Source organism: Rhizobium sp. C104, from assembly GCF_022354505.1.
Lineage (GTDB): Bacteria > Pseudomonadota > Alphaproteobacteria > Rhizobiales > Rhizobiaceae > Rhizobium > Rhizobium redzepovicii.
Window position 1 is genome coordinate 2,073,253 of the sequence record NZ_CP092348.1, and the last position, 21,237, is coordinate 2,094,489.

The following is a 21,237-nucleotide window of genomic DNA, read 5'->3' on the forward strand; positions in this document are numbered from 1 at the left end:
CCGGCAGATGACGCGGCATGTTAGCCGCCTGAAAATAGCCATCGGAGACCAGCATGAGCCAGTCTGGGAAAAACGGCCTGACCTACAGCGATGCGGGCGTCGACATCGATGCCGGCAACCTCCTCGTCGAGAAGATCAAACCGGCGGTGCGCTCGACCCGACGCCCCGGCGCCGATGGCGAGATCGGCGGCTTCGGCGGGCTCTTCGATCTCAAGGCCGCGGGCTTTACCGATCCGGTTCTCGTTGCCGCCAATGACGGCGTCGGCACCAAGCTGAAGATCGCGATCGATGCCGATTATCACGACAGCGTCGGCATCGACCTCGTCGCCATGTGCGTCAACGATCTCGTCGTTCAGGGCGCCGAGCCGCTGTTCTTCCTCGATTATTTCGCCACCGGCAAGCTCGACCCCGACCAGGGTGCCGCGATCGTCGGCGGCATTGCCGCCGGCTGCCGGCAGGCGGGTTGCGCGCTGATCGGCGGCGAGACGGCCGAAATGCCCGGCATGTATTCCTCCGGCGACTATGATCTCGCCGGTTTTGCTGTCGGCGCTGCCGAACGCGGCAAGCTGCTGCCCTCGGGCGATATCGCCGAGGGCGATGTGATCCTCGGCCTCGCCTCCTCCGGCGTGCACTCCAACGGTTTCTCGCTGGTGCGCAAGATCGTCGAACTCTCCGGCCTCGGCTGGGACGCACCGGCGCCATTTTCCGAAGGCAGGAAGCTCGGCGAAGCCCTGCTGGAGCCGACCCGCATCTATGTGAAGCCGTTGCTGAAGGCGATCCGCGAGACCGGCGCCATCAAGGCGCTCGCCCATATCACCGGCGGCGGCTTCCCGGAAAATATTCCGCGGGTGCTGCCGAAGCATCTGGCGGCCGAGATCGATCTTGCCGCCGTCAAGGTTCCGCCGGTCTTCTCGTGGCTCGCCAGGACGGGCGGCGTCGAAACCAAGGAGATGCTGCGCACCTTCAACTGCGGCGTCGGCATGATTGTCGTCGTCGCCGGCGAGAATGTCGCGACCGTTTCCGCCGCCCTCGAAGCCGAGGGCGAGACCGTCGTCACGCTCGGCCGCATGATCGCTCGCGACGAAGGTGCCACCGGCACAGTCTATAAGGGCACACTTGCTGTATGAGCACGCCGCGCAAACGCGTCGTCGTCCTCATATCCGGCGGCGGCTCCAACATGATGGCCCTGGTTGCGGCGGCGAAAGCCGCCGACTACCCGGCCGAAATCGTGGGCGTGATCTCCGACAAGGCGGAGGCCGGCGGGCTTGCCAAGGCGGCCGCCGAAGGCATCGCCACCTACGCCTTTCCCCGCAAGGAGTATGCCAGCAAGGATGCGCATGAGGCGGCGATCTTTTCGGCACTCGACGAACTTTCGCCCGATATCCTCTGCCTGGCCGGCTATATGCGACTGCTCACGCCGACCTTCATTCAGCGTTACGAAGGCCGGATGCTCAACATCCACCCTTCCCTGCTGCCGCTGTTTCCCGGCCTGCATACCCATCAGCGCGCGATCGACGCCGGCATGCGCATCGCCGGCTGCACCGTGCATTTCGTCACCGAAGGCATGGATGAAGGGCCGGTCATCGGCCAAGCCGCCGTCCCGATCCTTTCCGGCGACACGGCCGAAAGCCTTGCCGCCCGCGTGCTGACCGTCGAACACCAGATTTATCCGCAGGCACTGCGGCTCTTCGCCGAAGGCCGCGTGACGATGGAAGGCGGCAAGGCCATCGGCGAAGAGGCTTCGGCCGTTGCGCCCAAGGCCCAGCTCATCTCGCTGATCGGCGACCGCTGTTAGGTTGCTGATATACCTGCCAGGCAGGTAGCTTTCCCAAGTCAAATACCATGCGCACAACCGCTGCAGCGCATATACCCGTTGGCAGGAACGAGCCCCTGATCGAACAGGCGCGGCAAGCCTTCCAACTCCTTTTCGATCAGCGTAATCTCCCGGCGTCTGCCGGTTTTCCTGCAGTCATTTCTCAGTGCAGCTGTGGCTGTTGCGATACAAAAGGAATGAAACAAGAAACAAGTTGTACGTCATGAGGCAAACAATCTGTGATTCCAGCGCTCGCGACATGAAGGATAAGGCGATAATCACCCCACTCTCATCGTCTCAGCCATTTTTGGTTCTTCCTCTAAGCCAGCGCTTGGCTAAGAGAACAATGTTTCCAATGATCACGTAGGACGACAAAAACAACACCGGAAGATGGATCGCAACAGATCCGTAACCTCCTCTTTCGCACATGGTCTCCATCGAGGATTCACTTAAAACAATCTTGGATCCAGCCAATATGGTGGTGAACGGATAGCTGAAAAGAACAAAACATATTATTATAAATATAAACATACCTCTGTCATAAACATAACAAAAAATAACGGAACTCAATGAAATAACTATAAGAGCCAATCCTGGGTATTTATACACCAACGCTATGGCATTTAATAAGGAAGCAACCGACTTCTGGCACTGTATGTATCTACCGCCTATGTAGATCTTCGGGATTTCATATTGGTTATCATAGTAAATTGATATAATAATTACAGATACTGTTGCAATTCCACTTAAAACCAGAGGCAGCAGCCCCCACTCCTTGTGCAGCAACCTTGGCTCAGATGACATCTTGATTCCGCATCGTTGGCAGTCTTGTTCAGTCCGGGTACCGCCGACGAGAAAGCCCGTTTCGCCGTGATCTCGTCATTCTGTCTCGACGCTCAGACGTGCCGCTAAGCCGCCAACGCCCGCAACGGATGCAGCGTACCGTCGCTGTAGACGAAGCGACCGGCGCGGAAGGTGGCTCGGACGCGGTTGATGTCGCCCCGCTCGACCACGACCAAATCGGCGCGCTGGCCGATGGCGATTTCGCCGCGGTCCGATAGGCCGGCGGAGCGGGCGGCGTTGCCGGTCGCCATGGCGACGGCTGAAGGCAGGCCGCCTTCCACCATCTCGGCGAGCTTGAAGATGCCGGGCACAAAGGCGGCCGGATGATAATCGGCGGCGATGACGCTGAGCAGGCCGGCCCTTGCGGCATCGAGCGCGCTGAGATTGCCCGACATCGACTGGCCGCGCAGCGCATTCGGCGCGCCCATCAGCGTCCAGAGACCGCGGCGGCGCGCCTCTTCTGCGGCGGGCGCAGTGACCGGGAACTCGCTGATGGTGACGCCGAGATCGTGCATTTCGGCGACCTTCTCGACGCTGTCGTCGTCATGCGAGGCAAGCGAGAGCTTGTGCTTCAGCGACAGCGCGACGATCTCCTTCAGCTTGGCTTCGATTTCGGGGTTATTGCGCATGGCGATGCGCTTGGCGACGATCTCGGCGGCCATCTCCTCGGAGATGGCGCGGCGCTCGGAAATGCTGAGGATGTAGCTTTGCAGGTTGTTGTACTGGCCCTGGCCGGGCGTGTGGTCGGTGAGCGACACCATGTCGATCTGATCGGCATTCAGCAGGCGCTCGAGCGCGGCAGCGGCGCCGATATTGGTGATTTCATAGCGGGCGTGGACGCGGTGGTCGATCAGCAGATCATCGCGCAGGCGGTTGATGCCTTCGATCACCGCCGAGGTCGTCTCCAGCGAGCGGACGTGGCCATAGACGCTTTCGGTGGCGAAGGAGACGGCGGCAAAGGCCGTGGTAACACCGGCGGCGGCCAGCTTCTTGTCGAGTTCGTGGATGCCGAAATCGATCGGCATCGTCGCGTTCGGCCGCGGCGCGATCTCTCGCTCGATCATGTCGCCATGGAGATCGACGAATCCCGGCATCAGAAGCCGCCCGCCGCCATCGATGGCAGCCCCGGCGACCGGCTCGGGTCTGATTTCGGCGATGGCGCCGTCTTCGACCCGCACGGAACCTTCACTCACCACCTCGTTTGGCAGAACGAGGGTGAAATTGCTGAGCCACATGGGCTTTCTCCTGATCGCATCGATGATTGACAGACCGCAGCGGATAGAACCGCTTCGTGACAAACGTATGAAATTTCGAACGCCACAACCGCGATCGCGAAACCGTCTTGAGGCCAACCTGCGGGCTTGCCCGAGACCGCGCATCCGCTATCGAAGTTTATGCCTGTTCAACAGAGCCCATTGCAGCAGCATGATCGTCTTGGCGTCGAAGATCTCGCCGTTTTCGATCATTTGGGCGGCCTCATCGAGCGGGACTTCGAGAACCTCGATATCCTCGTGCTCCTCGTCCAGGCCGCCGCCTTCGGCCACGCGGTCGGCGCTGTCGATCAGCGAGACGAAGAAGTGGACGACTTCGGTGATGGCGCCGGGCGAAGTGTAGCATTTGAACAGGAAACGCGCGTCGCGCAGGTGGTAACCGGTTTCTTCCATCGCCTCGCGGCGGATCGCCTGTTCGGGATGATCGTCATCGAGAAGGCCGGCCGGCACCTCGATCATCCAGGCGGGATCACCGTTGATATGAACGGCAAGGCGGAACTGGCGGACGAGAACGACGAGGTCGCGCTTGGGATCATAAAGCAGGATGCAGGCTGCCGGCGTGCGATGGTAGACCTCCCGCTTCAAGCGTTGGGTCGCGCCCTTGCGGTCGATGTAATCGAGCAGATAGCTGCTGAGCTTCGTCCACCCATTCGACAGCGTTTCCGTGCTGACGATCTTCACGCGTGATTTCGGCTGCATCATGCTGTGTCCTTGCGAAGCCAGACCTTGTTATCGTGCACGGCCGCCCGCCATAGGGCGCGACCGGGTCGGCGCCGGTGAGCACGTTGATGCCCTCGCCATCGATATGCGCCTTGTTCGGCCAGAGGCCTTCAGCGATCAGCACGCCAGGCTTCACCTCGGTGGTGACGCGGGCATGGATGCGCAGGTCGCCGCGACTATTGCCGATGCGGACCAGATCGCCGTGGGCGATGCCATTGGCTTCAGCGTCGGCCGGATTGATCATCACCTCGGGACGGCCCTCTTTCTGACGCGACGTCTTGGTCTCGGCGAAGCTCGAATTCAGGAAGTTGCGCGCCGGCGAGGTGGCCAGACGAAAGGGATGGTCGGTATCAGCGACTTCGATGACATCGACCTGATCGGGGAATACAGGCAGCTCCCCATGCGGCCCGAGCAGGCCGACCGCCGCCGGCGGCTTGTTCGGCGCCGGCTGATCGATCCAGTCCGGGCGGAAATGGAATTTGCCGTCGGGATGAGCAAAGCCGTTCAGGAAATGCGCCTCCTCGAAGGCCGGCTGGCGATCGAACCATTTGTGTTCGAGGAAATGCTCGTAATCCGGCAGGCCGCTCGATTCCAGCAAGCGATCGACCATTTCGCGGGCTGAAAAGCCGAAGCCGGGGCGATCGGCGACGCCGAGGCGTTTGGCCAGTTCCTCGATGACGAAGAGATTGGTGCGCACGCTCGGCGGCGGCTCGACCAGCTTCGGCCCGAGCAGGATATGGTTCTGGCCGCCGGCCCGGTAGATATCGTCATGCTCGACGAACATCGTCGCCGGAATGACGATATCGGCGATCTCCGCCGTCTCGGTCATGAACTGCTCGTGCACGGCGACGAACAGGTCGTCGCGGGCAAAACCGCGTCTGACGAGGCGCTGCTCGGGGGCGATGTTGGCCGGATTGGTGTTCTGGATCAGCATCGCCGTCACCGGGCCGCGATGGCGCAGCGCCACCGGATCGCCGGTCAGCACCCGGCCGATCTGCGACTGATCGAGCATGCGGATATCGCCGTCCTTCATCGAGCGGCCGGTCAGTTCCGCATTGTTCATGCGGAAGATATCGTTGTTGGAATGGAAGGCGCCGCCACCCTCATACTGCCAGGAGCCGAGCACGGTGGCGACCGAGGCGGCCGCATGCATGGCGACCGCGCCATTGCGCTGGCGGGTGAAGCCGTAGCCGAGGCGGAAGAAGGTCTTTTTCGTCGTGCCGACGAGGCGGGCAAAGGCTTCGATCTCCTCGACCGAAAGGCCGGTGATATTGGCGGCCCATTGCGGCGTCTTCGTTTTCAGATGCTCTTCGAGGCCGGCGGGATCATCGGCATAGCGCGCCATGTAGTCGCGGTCGGCATGGCCGTCGCGGAAGGCGATGTGCATGACGGCGCAGGCCAGTGCCGCATCGGTGCCGGGCCTGACGATCAAGGCCATGTCGGCCTGCTTCATCGTCGGATTGTCGTAAATGTCGATGACGACGATCTTGGCGCCGCGCTCCTTGCGCGACTTGATGGCGTGGGTCATCACATTGACCTGCGTCGACACCGCATTGGTGCCCCAGATGACGACGCAATCGGTGCGGCCCATCTCACGCGGGTCGGGGCCGCGCAGCGTGCCGGTCGCCACGGTGAAGCCGGTCCAGGCCGGGTTGGTGCAGATCGAGGAGAAAAAGCCGGAAAAGCGCTTGGCGTGACGCAGGCGATCGATCGAGTCGCGCTGTACCCAGCCCATGGTGCCGGCATAGAAATAAGGCCAGATCGCCTCGCTGCCGTCCCGCGCCTCGGCCTTCACGAAGGCTTCGGCGATCTCATCCAGCGCATCGTCCCAGGAAATCTGCTGCCACTGCCCGGCCCCCTTGGCGCCGGCGCGGCGCAAGGGATGCATCAGGCGGTCGGGATGGTAGAGCCGCTCGGCATAGCGGGCGACCTTGGCGCAGATGACGCCCGAGGTGTAGGAATGATCATTGGCGCCGCGCACGCGCCCGATGCGGCCGTCCTCGGATAGTTCGACCTCCAGCGCGCAGGTGGAGGGACAGTCGTGCGGACAGGCGGTGTGGCCGACCCTGGTGTCCGGCTTCGGGGATTTGGCGTGGATGGGGGTCGCAATGTTCATGGCATTTGTATATTCCAAGCCTTGCACGGCCAAAAGCCACAAACTTTCCCATGACGCGAATTCATACGGACATCAGCGAAAATGAACTACCGCCACATCTATCATGCGGGCAATTTTGCCGATGTGCTGAAACATGCCGTGCTGGCGCGGCTGATCCGCTACATGCAGAAAAAGGATGGTGCCTTCCGCGTCCTCGACACGCATGCCGGCATCGGGCTCTACGACCTCTCCTCCGAAGAAGCGCAGAAAACCGGCGAATGGCTCGACGGCATCGGCAAGCTGATGGAGGCCGATCTCGGACCGCAGGTTTCCGAACTGCTGGAGCCCTACCTTGCAGCCATCCGCGAACTCAACCCTGAGGGCGGCGTCCGCTTCTATCCCGGATCGCCGAAACTGGCGCGCCTGCTGTTCCGGCCGCAGGACCGGCTGTCGGCGATGGAGCTGCACCCCGAGGATTTCGCCCGCCTGCACCGGCTGTTTGAGGGCGACCACCATGCGCGAATCACCGAACTCGACGGCTGGCTGGCGCTCGGCGCGCATCTGCCGCCGAAGGAGAAACGCGGCATCGTGCTTGTCGATCCGCCTTTCGAGGAAGAGGACGAATATCAGCGTCTGGCCGAGGGGCTGGAAAAGGCCTATCGCCGTTTTCCAGGCGGCACCTATTGCCTGTGGTATCCGCTGAAAAAGGGCGCGCCGATCAAAGAATTCCACGAGAGGCTACAGGCGCTCGACATTCCGAAAATGCTCTGCGCCGAGCTTTCTGTTCGCAGCGACCGCGGCATCACGGGATTGACGGGTTCAGGCCTCGTTATCGTCAATCCGCCCTTCACCCTGAAGGACGAGCTGCACCAACTGCTGCCGGCGCTGAAGGACCATTTGGCGCAGGATCGTTTCGCCTCGCACCGCGCCTTCTGGCTGCGCGGCGAGACCAAGACGGTCAAGGACGACGATTGACCGGACAACCCGGTTCGGGAATAGTCCGCGCAGTTCCACAAATCAGGTGCTGCATGAAGCTTCTTTGGTCGCCCCCCTCACCCTATTCCAGCAAGGTGCGGATGGCCGCGCATTTCCTGGATCTCGAGTTGAACGCCATCCGGGTCGACACCAATACGGCGCCGGCGATCCTGGTGGAGAATAATCCGCTCGGCAAGATCCCGACGCTGCTGGCCGATGACGGCGCCTCGGTCTTCGACAGCGTGGCGATCATGCACTATTTCGACCGGCTGGCGAAGGGCAAGCTCTATCCCTCCAAGAAGGGCAAACGCACGGATGCCGACGTCCTCGAAATCGCTCTGCGACGGCATCTGCGATTGCCTGCTGGCGATCATGTATGAGCGGCGTTTTCGCGACGAGGAAAAGATCCACCAGCCCTGGATCGACCGGCAATGGAAAAAGGTGACGAGCGGGCTTACGCATCTGAGCGCCAAGCCGCCGAAATTGGGCAAGAAACTCAACGGCGGGCATTTCGCCTTGGCCGCCACGCTCGGCTATCTCGATCTGCGCTTCAAGGGCCAGTGGGAAGCCGATCATGCGCCGCTGATCGACTGGTTGCGGCAGTTCGAAAAGAAATTCCCCGCCTATCAGGAACTCAAGACCCAGGCCTGAGCGCTTGGCAACAACAGGCGAGCAGCAAAAAGCCGGGCGTTTGCCCGGCTTTTCCATGTTTGAATAATTCCGTTCGGCTTAGAACTTGACGCCGATACCGAGCTTGACGCTGTTCTCGTCGTAACCGCGTGAGAAGCTGCCGGAGTCGAGGTCGTAATCCTTGCTCTGGTAGTCGGTGTAGCGATATTCCAAGCGCGTCGTGATGTTGTTGGTCACGAAGGCTTCGACGCCGGCGCCGACCGTATAGCCGTAGTTCGTCTTGCTTTCGTCCGAGGTGCCGTCGGAAACCTTGACGTCGCCGAGCGCAAGACCGGCCGTGCCATAGAGCAGGAAGGGGTTCATGTCGTAGCCGACGCGGCCACGAACGGAGCCGTTCCAGCCATACTTGTTCTTGACGCCGCCCGAGGAAACGTCGTCGCCGCTGTAGCCGAGGTCGGATTCAACGCCGTAAACGATCTGGCCCTGCTGCCAGTTATAGCCGGTGAAGACCTGGCCGCCGAAACCATAGGTGTGGCGGTCGGAACCGAAGTCACCCATGTTGTAGGTGCCGGCGCCGCCGAGGTAGAAGCCTTCCCAGCTGCCGGCCGGCTTGACCGGGGCTTCCTGGGCGACCGGTGCTTCCGGAACCTGGTCGACGGCATCGGCCGCCTGAGCTGCCGAGACGCCCGCAATTGCAAAAACGGAGGCCATGAGGCCAGCAATGAGTACACGCATACTTAGTCTCCTTTCAGTCCCGCGCCGCTGATCATCTGTCTATCAGTGAAGCATTGGCGGGATATTGCCAGATGTCCCTTCCGGATCGAGACTGAAATTGGAACTCAAATGCGGATTTGAAAGAGCCAAATTGTGATATCATTGTGGCTGCCGCATGGCCGAAATTCGATGTTGCTTGCCTGCAACATACACTTCATTAACCCTACTGAAGAGTTAAACTGAAAATACTTATTTTAGGAAATCGCATTCTTAAATAATACATAGAATATCCCGCCCACGGACGCAACCACAACGACCTATTTATATAATCTCCGCCCGCGCCTATATAGTCGGCAGACAGAACTCGCGGGATTAGAAGGCAGGATTTTGAACCACAAAAGACTTCGCTCGGCCCTTGTAACAGGGGCTGCTAAAAGAATAGGCCGGGCAATCGCCGAAGACCTTGCTGCAAATGGCTTTTCCGTTGCCATCCACGCGAAGGGCTCCCTCAGTGAAGCCGAAGAGCTGGTGGCGGAATTGCGGCAGAAGGGATATCGGGCGATCGCGCTCAAGGCCGATCTTACCAATATCGGCGAAACCGGCGAACTCGTAAAAAGAGCGTCGGAAGACCTCGGTCCGCTCGACCTGCTCGTCAACAACGCCTCCATCTTCCGCCAGGATTCGGCCCGCAGTTTCGATGAGCAGGCATGGGCGCAGCATTTCGACGTCCATGTGCGGGCGCCCTCGATCCTTGCCGCAGCCTTTGCCGAACAGCTACCCGACGATGCGACCGGATTGATCGTCAACATCATCGACCAGCGGGTCTGGGCACTGAGGCCCAGCTTCTATTCCTATACGCTATCCAAATCGGCGCTATGGACGGCAACGCAGACACTTGCCCAGGCATTGGCGCCGGCCATCCGCGTCAATGCCATCGGCCCCGGCCCGTCGATGCCGAGCGAACGGCAGGCGCAGGAGGACTTCCAAGCGCAGGTCTCAGCCCTTATCCTGCAGCGAGGGCCGGCGCTGGAGGAATTCGGACAAACGATTCGCTTCCTTTACGACACGCCCTCGATCACCGGCCAGATGATTGCCCTCGACGGCGGCCAGCACCTTGCCTGGCAGACGCCCGATGTGGCGGAGATTACGGAATGAACGGACGAAAGCTGCCGGATGGCGGGGTTCTCTACGACGATACGGATGAGAGCGAAGACGAGATCGAGGTGGAAGGCGACCTTTCCGCCGCCGCCCCGCTTGCGACTGCGGTCGACTGGAACGCCGGCAGCCTCAACGAGACCGGACTCATCGGCGCCGAGCTGATCGGCGAATTCGTCAAGCGGCTGCCGAACAGCCCCGGCGTCTACCGCATGTTCAACGCCGAGGGTGACGTGCTCTATGTCGGCAAGGCGCGCAGCCTGAAGAAGCGCGTCGGCAATTACGCCGTCGGCCGCGTGCATTCCAACCGCATAGCGCAGATGGTGCGCCAAACGGCGAACATGGAATTCGTGACGACGCGCACGGAAACCGAAGCGCTGCTCCTGGAAGCGAATCTGATCAAGCGCTTGCGGCCGCGCTTTAACGTGCTGCTGCGCGACGACAAGTCCTTTCCCTATATCCTCATCACCGGCGATCACCGGGCGCCGGCCATTTTCAAGCATCGCGGTGCGAGAGCGCGGAAGGGCGACTACTTCGGGCCGTTCGCCTCGGCCGGCGCGGTCGGGCGGACGATCAATTCGTTGCAGCGCGCCTTCCTGATCCGCACCTGCACCGACAGCGTCTTCGAAACGCGCACCCGCCCCTGCCTGCTCTACCAGATCAAGCGCTGTTCCGGGCCGTGCACCCACGAGGTCAGCGACGGGGGCTACGCCGAACTGGTGCAGGAGGCGAAGGACTTCCTCTCCGGCAAGAGCCAGAAGGTCAAGTCGCATATGGCCGAGGCCATGAACCAGGCGGCCGAGGATCTCGACTTCGAGCGGGCGGCAATTTATCGCGACCGCCTGGCCGCACTTTCGCATGTGCAGAGCCATCAGGGCATCAATCCGGCCGGCGTCGAGGAGGCTGACGTTTTCGCCATCCACCACGAGGGCGGCGTCTCCTGCATCCAGGTATTCTTCTTCCGCACCGGACAGAACTGGGGCAATCGCGCCTATTTCCCAAAGGCCGATCCGCAGCTTTCCGGCGCCGAAGTGTTGAATGCCTTTCTCGCGCAATTCTACGACGACAAGCCGGTGCCGAAACAGATCATGCTGTCGGAAACGATCGAGGAGATGGAATTGCTCGCAGCCGCCCTTAGCGAAAAGGTCGGCCATAAGGTTTCGATCCTGGTGCCGCAGCGCGGAGAGAAGCGCGATCTGGTCGACCATGTCGTCGGCAATGCCCGCGAGGCGCATGGGCGAAAGCTTGCCGAAACGGCGTCGCAGTCGCGGCTGCTCGACGGTTTCAAGGACACGTTCGGGCTTGCCTATGTGCCGCAGCGCATCGAAATCTACGACAACTCGCATATTATGGGCACCAATGCCGTCGGCGGCATGGTGGTCGCGGGGCCGGAAGGCTTCGTCAAAAACCAGTACCGCAAGTTCAACATCAAATCGACCGACATCACCCCCGGTGACGATTTCGGCATGATGAAGGAAGTGATGACGCGGCGGTTCTCGCGGCTGATCAAGGAGGAAGGCATTCCCGATCGTACGGCGCAGGCAGGCCCCGCCGACGCCGCCGACATGCCCTTCCCGGCGTGGCCCGACGTGATCCTGATCGACGGCGGCCAGGGGCAGATGACGGCGGTGCGCGCCATCCTCACCGAGCTCGGCATCACCGACAGCGTCATGGCGATCGGCATCGCCAAGGGTGTCGACCGCGATGCCGGGCGCGAGCGCTTCTTCCCTCCCGGACGCGAGAGTTTTACCCTGCCGCCGCGCGATCCTGTGCTCTATTTCGTCCAGCGCATGCGCGACGAGGCGCATCGTTTCGCGATCGGCTCGCACCGGGCCCGGCGCAAGAAGGAAATGGTCAAGAACCCGCTCGACGAGATCGGCGGCATCGGTCCATCGCGCAAGCGCGCGCTGCTTCAGCATTTCGGCACGGCGAAAGCGGTTTCGCGCGCCGCACTCTCCGACCTGATGGCGGTGGAAGGCATTTCGGAGGCCGTCGCCAAGCAGGTCTACAACCATTTCCACGACGACGCCGCGAAATAACCGGCGCCCGTCGCAAATTCCACGCAAAGGCAGTGAAAAGACAGAAAGAATGTTGACGGTCCGCGGTCAAAGCCGTCATCTACCGCATCGGCCCGTACATCGGACTCGATATCAGAAAAGCCCGATGCGTCGATTCAAAGTGTTACAGCGTCCTGAAAAGACGCGCGGCGCTGCAGCGGCGCATCAAGTCAGAGAAACGATCCCATGGCATCGCGTGCGTACAGCATCCCCAACCTCCTGACCTACGGCCGTATCCTCGCGGTACCGCTGATCGTTCTCTGCTTCTTCATCGAAGGCAGGCTGTCAATCAGCAACACGGCGCGCTGGGTGGCACTGTGGATCTTCGTCATCGCCTCGATCACCGATTTCCTCGACGGCTATCTCGCGCGCATCTGGAATCAGACCTCGAATATCGGCCGCATGCTCGACCCGATCGCCGACAAGCTGCTGGTCGCCTCGATCCTGCTCCTGGTCGCAGCCGACCAGACGATCGCCGGCTGGTCGATCTGGGCGGCGATCACCATTCTCTGCCGCGAGATCCTCGTTTCCGGCCTGCGTGAATATCTGGCGGCGCTGAAGGTCAGCGTGCCGGTGACGCGGATCGCCAAGTGGAAGACGACGCTGCAGCTCGTCGCCATCGCCTTCCTGCTCGCGGGTCCTGCCGGCGACGAGATATTCCCCTATACGACGCAGACCGGCATCGCGCTTCTGTGGATCGCCGCATTGCTGACCATCTATACCGGCTATGATTATTTCCGCGCCGGGCTGAAACATATCGTGGATGACGAGGAATGACGCGGCTTGTCTATTTCGCATGGGTGCGCGAGCGCATCGGCAAAGGCGAGGAGGAGATCGACCTTCCCTCCTCGGTCGTCACCGTTACCGATCTGTTGAATCATTTGAAGACGCTAGGCGAAGAATATGAGGCCGCGCTTCAATATCCGGACGTGATCAGGGTGGCGCTCGACATGGAGCATGTCGAGCATGACGAGCCGATATCGGGCGCACGGGAGATCGGGATATTTCCGCCGATGACGGGGGGTGAAGTCCGGTCCGTCCGGGCTTGGGAAAACTTACAATGGGTAGGACTGCGTCTTCCTCTATCTCCCTCATTCCTGTGCTTGTCACAGGAATCCAGTGCGCCCAAGTCCTTGGGCGCGGGAGAAGCACTTGCCAAAAGGAAAAAGTCATTCACCGCGCGGACGCGCGGTGGCTGGATTCCTGTGACAAGCACATGAATGAGGGAGCTTGGGGATACGGCAGCGCATCAAAGCAGCGGAGGTCCCCGTGGTGACCATCACTCCCACCATCCGTGTCCAACATGAGGATTTCGACCTGCAGGCGGAGGTCGACCATCTCTCCAAGGGCAAGCCGGGCATCGGCGCCGTCGTCACCTTCTCCGGCCTCTGCCGCGATGACGGCGGAACCCTCGCCGCCCTCGAACTCGAACATTACCCCGGCATGGCCGAAGCCGAGATGACCCGCATCGGTAAACTCGCCATCGAGCGCTTCGGGCTGCTCGGCCTCACCGCCATCCACCGATACGGCAAGATCGCCGTCGGCGAGAATATCGTGCTCGTCGTTGCGGCCGCACCGCACCGGCAAGCGGCGTTCGACGGCGCCAACTTCGTCATGGACTTCCTGAAGACAGCAGCCCCCTTTTGGAAGAAGGAACATGGCAAGGATGGCGCGGCCGGCGACTGGGTCGCGGCGAAAGATGCCGACGATACGGCGCGCGGCAAGTGGAAATAAGCTAAAGCACCACTCGCTCCCTGCGGCTCATGACCAGCAATAGAACGAGCAGCGAGAAAATGACCAGATCGCGCCAGACGAAGGGGCCATAGGCGCCCCATCAGGGTCTCGACGACGGCGAGCCCGGCGGCCCCGCCTGCCGAGCGCAGCGGATCGGAGTAACCACCGACGGCTGATATCAGCAGCACCTTCAGCCCGAACATCAGGCCCGCGCCGAAATCCATCGAGCCGTAATAGAAGGTCGCGAGGATACCGCAGATCGTGGCGACGAGGGCGGCCGCGGCATAGGCGACGAGGAAGACCCGGTCGGCGCTGGTGCCGCAGAGCTCGGCGGCCAGCGGATCGTCGGTAACGGCGCGCCAGATGCGGCCCCAGGCCGTGCGCCTGAGGATCAGCGCACCCACCGCGACCATGGCTGCCATCAGTACCGTGTCGATCAGCTGGATATAGGTCAGCGTCACCTTGAACGGGCCGTCGCTCCAGAAGACGACCGTGCCGTTCAGGAAGGGTGGCAGCCAGATGGCACGGGTATCAGCGGCAAGCCGGGCAGTTTCCATCAGCACGATCATGATACCAAGGGCGGCGACGATCACCGTATTCGGCGATTTGCTGACCAGCGGCAGCATGATCGAGCGGCCGATCCATATGCCCGCCGCCAACGAATAGACGATGGCAGCGCCGGCGCCGACGGCAAGGGCCGCCGGCAGCACCAACCAGAACTTGACATAGGCGAGTTCGGTGAAGAGCAGCAGGATCTGGCCTGCGAAGGCGAAGATCGCCCCATAGGTGATGTCGGCTCGCTTGGTCACGCCGAAGGCGACGGCATAGCCGAAGGCGAGCGCGGCATAAAGAGCAGCGAGCGGAACCGCATTCGCCAGTTGCTGCAGAAGATAGGCCATTCCATGCACCCCGCGTCGGCAAATTATAACTGGTAAAACCTATTTCACCAGTTATAATTTCATCATGAGCTTTTCCTGGACCCCTCACCGCTTTGCCGGAGGCGCGCTGGCGCTCGATGTCGCCAATAGCGTCGTGCTGCGCCACGATGCAGCGCGGCGGATCGACCGCTTCGCGGTTCAGGGCCAGATGCAGGACTTTCCGCGCGCCGCTGCCGAATTCTGTGCCGAACGGGCCCTCTTCGGCGACATCGCTCCGGTGGCTAGTGAAGACGAGACGGATTTCCTCGCGCTGCGGGAAGCGATCGACCGCTATTTCCGCAAGCGTATACTGGATGGCGGCGACGACCAATTGCTGGCCGTGCTGCTGGAGCTTGCTGGCAAAAGTGTTGCGCGAGGCAAACCCCGGCAGCGTGGCCAGGGCCACAGCCCATTCGGTGCTGCGGTTGGTCGCCATGCCGGATCCGGAGCGCATGAAAATCTGCGGCAATTGCGGCTGGCTGTTCATCGATCGCAGCAAGAACAGGAGCCGCGCCTGGTGCGACATGGCGGTCTGCGGCAACCGCGCCAAGGCGAACCGCCACTACCGCCGCAAGAAGGAGGAGACGCCATGAGAATATATTTGATCATAACAGCGGCAGCGGCCAGCCTTCTACTTTCGGCCTGCCAGCGCCAGGCCGAAAATCTCGTCGAGGTCACCGGCCATCTCTTCGTCTTCAACTATCGGGTGGCGAGCGCCACCTATCTGCTGACGCTGAAGAAGACAGGTCCCATTCCCGATGGTTCGGTCATCATCGCCGAATTCGAAAATCCTCAAGGCGGCGAACCACTGGTGCTGAACCAGAAAATCTATCCGATCGACGACAAGATCGCACTGCAGAGCCAAAACCTGCACTGCGTACGCAAGGACCGTCCCTATTCCGTCAGCCTCCGTCTGGTCGACAAGGACGGCAAGGTGCTGCAGGAATTGAAGACGCAATTCCGATCCGACCTGGACCAGACCGTGCTGCCGAGCAAGCCGCTCGTTGTTGGTGCGCTTTATGACAAGAACCCTGAGGTCTTCAAGCCGGACGGCAGCGTCGATTTCTCAAACACCGACAAATGCCCGGCATAAAGGAACGCCCGGCATAGAAAAAGCCGGAGCGAAGCCCCGGCTTTCGAGAGTCAATTCAAGGCATTGCGCGCCAATGCCGAAGCGTGGCCTCAGCCGACGACTTCGGTATCGGAGAACCAGTACTTGATTTCCTGGGCAGCCGTTTCCGGAGCATCCGAACCGTGAACGGAATTTTCGCCGATCGACAGGGCATGAACCTTGCGGATCGTGCCTTCGTCAGCGTTTGCCGGGTTGGTCGCGCCCATGATCTCGCGGTTCTTGAGGATGGCGCCTTCGCCTTCCAGAACCTGAACGACGGTCGGACCGGAGGTCATGCCTTCGACGAGTTCGCCGAAGAAGGGGCGATCCTTGTGAACGGCGTAGAAGCCTTCGGCTTCGCGGCGGCTCATCCAGACGCGCTTGGAGGCGACGACGCGCAGGCCGGCATCTTCGAGCATCTTGGTGATGGCGCCCGTCAGGTTGCGCTTGGTTGCATCCGGCTTGATCATCGAGAAGGTGCGTTCAATCGCCATAGTCAAATCCTCTGGTTTCTCGGGAAAAGTGGGCGGTCTTTACCCGCCCCACCGCCGAAAACAAGAGGTCGGCGGCAATTTCACGCCGCTGTCACAGTCCGGCCGCGGCTTTGATGGAGATCGAGGCAGCGTTCGAACCAGCCCAAGACGGGATCGTCGGCGGCCAGCATGGCGAGACCAGTGCAGATACGCAGCCATTGCAGCGCCCCGAAGACGATATAATCGGCAAAGAGCGGCGTTTGCCCACCGATGAAAGGCTGGAATTTCAGCATGTGCCGGAGCGGCTCCAGCTTGGCGCCGAAGGCGGCCTTCTCCGCCTCGCTACCCGCAGCAACGACTTCGAATGATTTCCCGAGACGAGCTTCGCGGCTCTCGCGGAAATAGGCCTTGTCTCCCTCGTCGAGATTGGCGTGGATGTCGAGAAGGGCGATCCGCGTGATGGCCGGATGGATGATCATCTGCGAATAGCCCTCGACCATGCGCGACAGCGCCTTGCCGCCCTCGCCGTTAAACAGCGACTGCCGCTCGGGATAGGCCTCCTCCAGATAGAGAGCGATGTCGAAACTGTCGGGGATCAGCCTGCCATTGTCGTCGAGAACGGGCACGGTCTGCGAGACGCCGCCGCCGATTGCGCGGATGCGGGCATAGGTCGTCGGGATCTCCTCGAAATCCAGCCCCTTATGCGCCAGCGCCATCACTGCCTTCCAGCAATGAGGCGAGAAGAAGTGCTGCTTGTCTGCACCGCATAGGGAATAGAGGGCTCTGGTCATGACAGTCCTTTCGAGATCGAAACGCAGCGCATTCCACGACAGAAAAAGCCTGCGATCAAATCAGGAATTTTCATGGCGCCATCACTCGGATTTCTCGGGAAACTGATTAGACTGCCGTAATCAGGACAGGGGGGATCGAATGCTCCGACATTACAGCATGTTTGCTGCGTATAACCGCTGGGCCAACGCCCAGGTCTACGCGGCAGCGGCCGAACTCAGTGATGCGGAATTCCGCAGCGACCGCGGCGCCTTCTTCGGCTCACTGCACCGCACGCTCAATCATCTGCTCGTCGCCGACCGGATCTGGATGAAGCGCTTCACCGGTACCGGCGAAGCGCCGACGACACTCGATGCCGTTCTTTATGAAGAACTGGATGCGCTTACCGCCGCACGGAGGGCGGAGGACGAGCGGATCATTGCCTGGACGGGCACGCTTGATGAGGCAAGCCTTGCCGCCGACTTCACCTATGTGCCGGTGACGCAGCCGATCGAAATCACCCAGCCATTGCAGCCGGCCCTTGCGCATCTCTTCAATCACCAGACCCATCATCGCGGCCAATGCCACATGACGCTGACGGCGCTCGGCAAGCCGAGCCTCAGTCTCGATCTCATCTACTTCCTGCGCAGCGACGGCCGCGAGTGGATGTGAGGCAGCCTTTATCATCAAGACGGTATTAACCGCCTTTGCCGGTTGCGCAGGCAATTCAGCCAAAGATTCAGCCTCTCTTAAAGCCTTGCAGGCATAGCGGAATGAAGGAATAAGCCAGGCTGCGAGGGATTGTCATGCAGAATGCAAGCGCAAACGCTTTGGTGCCGCGCGAGGCCGCGCATCCGACGCCTATGGCCGACATTCAGAGGATCGCCCAGCACCTGACGCGCCTGAACATTGCGGCGCTGCCGCGCAATTACGAACTTTTCCACGAAGCGATCATCGGGCTCAATGCCGGCCTTGCACAGGATATCGCGGCGCTCGGTGCGCAGCCGCAACAGGCGATGCTCGACGAACTCGGATTGAAATACCGCCTTGTCGGCCATTGCGGTCTGGCCGGCGAGACGTCGCGCAACGAGGCGAGCCGGATGCTGCGCGAGGTGGCGGAGAGGCTTGCCGAGGGGCTGCGGCACAAAGACGCCTTTGCACGCGCCTGCGGCACGATCCTGAAATCGTTTTCCGGCAACGACAACCAGAGCCTCACCGCCTTCCTCGGCGAGATAGACTACCTCTCCGCCTCGCTGGCGACGGTGTTGTCGGCGGAAACGGAGATCGCGGATAGGCTGCAGGACGACATCAAGAGGCTGGAGACGCTGGAGCGCGGCATTTCGGCGATGCAATCGGCCGCCGTCGCCGACCGGATCACCGGACTTCCGAACCGCATCGCACTGAACCGCCAAATCGCCGATCTCTATCAGCGCGACGAAGGTTTCGCCGGCAGCGCGCTTGTTATGGTCGATATCGACAACTTCACCGATCTCAACGACAGATACGGCACCCAGGCCGGCAACAAGCTGCTGAAGAAGCTCGCCGCCCTCTTCCGCAAATCGGTCAAGAAGAACGACTTCGTCGCCCGCACCGAGGCGGACGAATTCGCTTTCCTGTTTGCCAATGTCGGCATGCAGGATGCGATGACGATCGCCGAGCGCCTGCGCGCTTCCGTCGAGGACAATCTGGTCTTCGCGACCTCCGACAGGGCCGATCGCGGCAGGCTGACCATCTCGATCGGCGTCGCGCTCAGCACGGATGCGGCAACGCCTGGACAGTTGCAGGCCAATGCCCGCGTGGCGCTCCTCGCCGCGCAGACGAACCCCCGCCAGCCGGTGCAGGCTTTCGGCCACTGAAGGCGCTGACAGCGCGCCGCCGGCCACAAGCAAGCTTCTCAGCGCCCAAGCAAGCTTGGCGTGGGAACAAGCGCTCTTGCCTTGGCGGGCGCTTTCGGCCAAAACGCCGGCCATGATCACGCTCACCGATATTTCCGCCCGCATTGCCGGGCGCCTGCTTCTCGACAATGCCAGCATTTCGCTGCCTTCGGGCACGAAGGCGGGGCTGGTCGGGCGCAACGGCGCCGGCAAGTCCACGCTGTTTCGCGTCATTACCGGCGATCTCGGCTCGGAGACCGGATCGGTGTCGATCCCGAAGGCGGCACGCATCGGTCAGGTGGCGCAGGAAGCACCGGCAACCGAGCAATCCCTGATCGAGATCGTGCTTTCAGCCGACAAGGAACGCGCGGCCCTCGTGGCCGAGGCGGAAACGGCGACCGATCCCCACCGCATCGCCGAAATCCAGATGCGCCTTGTCGATATCGACGCGCATTCGGCCGAGGCGCGCGCCGCGAGCATTCTTGCCGGCCTCGGCTTCGACCAGGCGGCGCAAGCCCGCCCCGCCTCTTCCTTCTCCGGCGGCTGGCGCATGCGCGTGGCGCTTGCCGCCGTGCTGTTTTCCGAGCCGGATCTGCTGCTGCTCGACGAACCCACAAACTATCTCGACCTCGAAGGCACGTTGTGGCTGGAAGACTATGTCCGCCGCTATCCGCACACCGTCATCATCATCAGCCACGACCGCGACCTCCTGAACAACGCGGTCAACGCAATCGTCCATCTCGACCAGAAGAAGCTGACCTTCTATCGCGGCGGCTACGATCAGTTCGAGCGGCAGAAGGCGGAAGCCGACGAGCTGCAGACCAAGGCCAAGGCCAAGAACGACGCGGCGCGCAAACATCTGCAGAGCTTCATCGATCGCTTCAAGGCCAAGGCCTCCAAGGCCCGGCAGGCGCAATCGCGAGTCAAGGCGCTCGAGCGCATGGGAACCGTCGCCGCTGTCATCGAGGATCACGTACAGCCGATCACTTTTCCCGAGCCGGAAAAGCAGCCGGCCTCGCCGATCGTTGCGATCCAGAGCGGCGCCGTCGGCTACGAGCCCGGCAATCCGATCCTGAAGAACCTCAACCTGCGCATCGACAATGACGACCGCATCGCCCTGCTCGGCTCGAACGGCAACGGCAAATCGACCTTCGCCAAATTCATCTCCGGCCGGCTTGCGCCGGAAAGCGGCGAAGTGAAGCTGGCGCCGAGCCTGAAGATCGGTTTCTTCGCTCAGCATCAACTCGACGACCTCATTCCCGAGCAGTCGCCGGTCGAGCACGTGCGCCGGCTGATGCCTGGCGCGCCGGAGCCGAAGGTGCGCGCCCGCGTCGCCCAGATGGGGCTTGCGACCGAGAAGATGGCAACCGCCGCCAAGGATCTTTCGGGCGGCGAAAAGGCCCGGCTGCTGATGGGGCTCGCCGCCTTCAACGCACCCAATCTGCTGATCCTCGACGAACCGACAAACCATCTCGACATCGACAGCCGCCGGGCGCTGATCGAGGCGCTGAACGATTACGAAGGCGCCGTCATCCTGATCTCGCATGACCGCCACCTGATCGAGGCGACGGTCGACCGGCTGTGGCTGGTCAACGACGGGACGGTGACGACCTTCGAAGGCGACATGGACGAATACCGCGACCTGATCGTCACATCCGGTAAAAAAAAGAAGAAAAGCCGCAGCTGACTGAGGATGCGACGTCGAAGGCCGACCAGCGCAAGCTCAATGCCGAACGTCGCGCCTCGCTGACGCCGCTCAAGAAAAAGATCAACGAAATCGAATCCTTGACGGCGAAGCTGGAGAAACAGATTCAGGCGCTTGACGCGGAACTTGCAAATCCCGCCCTCTACGAAAAGACGCCCGCCAAGGCGGCCGAAAAGGCAAAGCAGCGCGGCGAAGCCGCGGCCAAGCTGGCTGCCGCCGAGGAAGACTGGCTGATGCTTTCGGCCGAATACGAAGAGGCCATGGCAGGATAGCCATATTCCTCAGAGTGTGATGTCGCCCGAAAACCGCTGACGCTTTTCGGCATCATGCTCCGTCCAAAGCGTGGCGAAGTGCCGCGGATCGGCACAATTCCGGCCGCCTT

16 protein-coding genes and 6 pseudogenes are annotated in these 21,237 nt (G+C 61.5%); 14 read left to right on the forward strand and 8 right to left on the reverse strand.

Going from position 1 to position 21,237, the window contains the following annotated elements; all coding sequences use genetic code 11:
* The first annotated feature begins 53 nt into the window (after positions 1 to 53).
* Entirely contained in the window at positions 54 to 1,127 is a 1,074-nt protein-coding gene (gene purM, locus MF410_RS11405; RefSeq protein ID WP_097627042.1) for a phosphoribosylformylglycinamidine cyclo-ligase, read from the forward strand.
* Positions 1,124 to 1,795, forward strand: coding sequence for a phosphoribosylglycinamide formyltransferase (gene purN / locus MF410_RS11410; RefSeq protein ID WP_097627040.1), 672 nt, complete (start codon positions 1,124 to 1,126; stop codon positions 1,793 to 1,795). Before purM ends, purN begins: the two co-directional genes overlap by 4 nt.
* 315 nt (positions 1,796 to 2,110) lie before the next feature.
* On the opposite strand, the gene MF410_RS11415 is transcribed toward purN, so the two are convergent.
* The 4 genes and pseudogenes from MF410_RS11415 to MF410_RS11430 form a co-directional block, all read right to left on the reverse strand.
* Positions 2,111 to 2,617, reverse strand: coding sequence for a hypothetical protein (locus tag MF410_RS11415; protein WP_131711067.1), 507 nt, complete (start codon positions 2,615 to 2,617; stop codon positions 2,111 to 2,113).
* Positions 2,618 to 2,721: 104 nt separating this feature from the next.
* Positions 2,722 to 3,891, reverse strand: coding sequence for an alpha-D-ribose 1-methylphosphonate 5-triphosphate diphosphatase (locus MF410_RS11420; protein WP_097627038.1), 1,170 nt, complete (start codon positions 3,889 to 3,891; stop codon positions 2,722 to 2,724).
* Between the two features lie 147 nt (positions 3,892 to 4,038).
* Positions 4,039 to 4,629, reverse strand: coding sequence for an NUDIX domain-containing protein (locus MF410_RS11425; protein ID WP_097627036.1), 591 nt, complete (start codon positions 4,627 to 4,629; stop codon positions 4,039 to 4,041).
* Positions 4,626 to 6,828, reverse strand: a pseudogene (locus tag MF410_RS11430) (molybdopterin oxidoreductase family protein). The gene MF410_RS11425 and the pseudogene MF410_RS11430 overlap by 4 nt, the downstream one beginning before the upstream one ends.
* Positions 6,829 to 6,844: 16 nt before the next feature.
* Between MF410_RS11430 and MF410_RS11435 the strand changes: the two are divergent.
* Together MF410_RS11435 and MF410_RS11440 are read left to right on the forward strand one after the other, a co-directional pair.
* Positions 6,845 to 7,717: a 23S rRNA (adenine(2030)-N(6))-methyltransferase RlmJ gene (locus MF410_RS11435; RefSeq protein WP_097627034.1), complete on the forward strand. Its 873-nt coding sequence runs from the start codon at positions 6,845 to 6,847 to the stop codon at positions 7,715 to 7,717.
* A gap of 53 nt (positions 7,718 to 7,770) precedes the next feature.
* Positions 7,771 to 8,368, forward strand: a pseudogene (locus MF410_RS11440) (glutathione S-transferase family protein).
* Positions 8,369 to 8,446: 78 nt separating this feature from the next.
* On the opposite strand, the gene MF410_RS11445 reads toward MF410_RS11440, so the two are convergent.
* Positions 8,447 to 9,082: an outer membrane protein gene (locus tag MF410_RS11445; protein WP_097627030.1), complete on the reverse strand. Its 636-nt coding sequence runs from the start codon at positions 9,080 to 9,082 to the stop codon at positions 8,447 to 8,449.
* 366 nt (positions 9,083 to 9,448) lie between these two features.
* Here MF410_RS11445 and MF410_RS11450 point away from each other — a divergent pair, with 366 nt between their 5' ends.
* The 5 genes and pseudogenes from MF410_RS11450 to MF410_RS11470 all read left to right on the forward strand — a co-directional run bounded on the left by MF410_RS11450 (position 9,449) and on the right by MF410_RS11470 (position 14,007).
* On the forward strand, positions 9,449 to 10,216 hold the full coding sequence (locus MF410_RS11450) for an SDR family oxidoreductase (protein WP_097627028.1): 768 nt from the start codon (positions 9,449 to 9,451) through the stop codon (positions 10,214 to 10,216).
* Positions 10,213 to 12,255, forward strand: coding sequence for an excinuclease ABC subunit UvrC (gene uvrC / locus MF410_RS11455; protein ID WP_097627026.1), 2,043 nt, complete (start codon positions 10,213 to 10,215; stop codon positions 12,253 to 12,255). The genes MF410_RS11450 and uvrC overlap by 4 nt, the downstream gene beginning before the upstream one ends.
* A gap of 204 nt (positions 12,256 to 12,459) precedes the next feature.
* A complete protein-coding gene (gene pgsA / locus MF410_RS11460; RefSeq protein WP_003587473.1) occupies positions 12,460 to 13,050 on the forward strand; it encodes a CDP-diacylglycerol--glycerol-3-phosphate 3-phosphatidyltransferase in 591 nt (196 codons plus the stop codon).
* Positions 13,047 to 13,298: pseudogene (moaD, locus tag MF410_RS11465) on the forward strand (molybdopterin converting factor subunit 1); the annotation flags it as partial. The gene pgsA and the pseudogene moaD, both read left to right, overlap by 4 nt.
* 247 nt (positions 13,299 to 13,545) lie before the next feature.
* Positions 13,546 to 14,007, forward strand: coding sequence for a molybdenum cofactor biosynthesis protein MoaE (locus MF410_RS11470; RefSeq protein ID WP_097627277.1), 462 nt, complete (start codon positions 13,546 to 13,548; stop codon positions 14,005 to 14,007).
* 1 nt (position 14,008) lies between these two features.
* Here the strand turns inward: MF410_RS11470 and MF410_RS11475 are convergent.
* Positions 14,009 to 14,906: pseudogene (locus tag MF410_RS11475) on the reverse strand (branched-chain amino acid ABC transporter permease).
* Between the two features lie 64 nt (positions 14,907 to 14,970).
* On the opposite strand from MF410_RS11475, the pseudogene MF410_RS11480 reads away from it, so the two are divergent.
* Both MF410_RS11480 and MF410_RS11485 read left to right on the forward strand, forming a co-directional pair.
* Positions 14,971 to 15,517 (forward strand): annotated as a pseudogene (locus MF410_RS11480) (CGNR zinc finger domain-containing protein).
* Entirely contained in the window at positions 15,514 to 16,017 is a 504-nt protein-coding gene (locus MF410_RS11485) for a hypothetical protein (protein ID WP_097627018.1), read from the forward strand. The pseudogene MF410_RS11480 and the gene MF410_RS11485 overlap by 4 nt, the downstream one beginning before the upstream one ends.
* A gap of 89 nt (positions 16,018 to 16,106) precedes the next feature.
* On the opposite strand, the gene ndk is transcribed toward MF410_RS11485, so the two are convergent.
* Complete coding sequence (ndk, locus tag MF410_RS11490; RefSeq protein ID WP_003574140.1) at positions 16,107 to 16,529, reverse strand: nucleoside-diphosphate kinase; 423 nt, start codon at positions 16,527 to 16,529, stop codon at positions 16,107 to 16,109.
* A gap of 80 nt (positions 16,530 to 16,609) precedes the next feature.
* Positions 16,610 to 17,299, reverse strand: a complete 690-nt coding sequence (locus MF410_RS11495) for a glutathione S-transferase family protein (RefSeq protein WP_097627016.1) — start codon at positions 17,297 to 17,299, stop codon at positions 16,610 to 16,612.
* Positions 17,300 to 17,438: 139 nt separating this feature from the next.
* Between MF410_RS11495 and MF410_RS11500 the strand changes: the two genes are divergently transcribed.
* The 3 genes and pseudogenes from MF410_RS11500 to MF410_RS11510 all read left to right on the forward strand — a co-directional run bounded on the left by MF410_RS11500 (position 17,439) and on the right by MF410_RS11510 (position 21,127).
* Positions 17,439 to 17,948: a DinB family protein gene (locus MF410_RS11500; protein ID WP_097627014.1), complete on the forward strand. Its 510-nt coding sequence runs from the start codon at positions 17,439 to 17,441 to the stop codon at positions 17,946 to 17,948.
* Between the two features lie 134 nt (positions 17,949 to 18,082).
* Complete coding sequence (locus MF410_RS11505; RefSeq protein WP_097627012.1) at positions 18,083 to 19,132, forward strand: GGDEF domain-containing protein; 1,050 nt, start codon at positions 18,083 to 18,085, stop codon at positions 19,130 to 19,132.
* A gap of 112 nt (positions 19,133 to 19,244) precedes the next feature.
* Positions 19,245 to 21,127 (forward strand): annotated as a pseudogene (locus MF410_RS11510) (ABC-F family ATP-binding cassette domain-containing protein).
* Positions 21,128 to 21,237 lie beyond the last annotated feature (110 nt).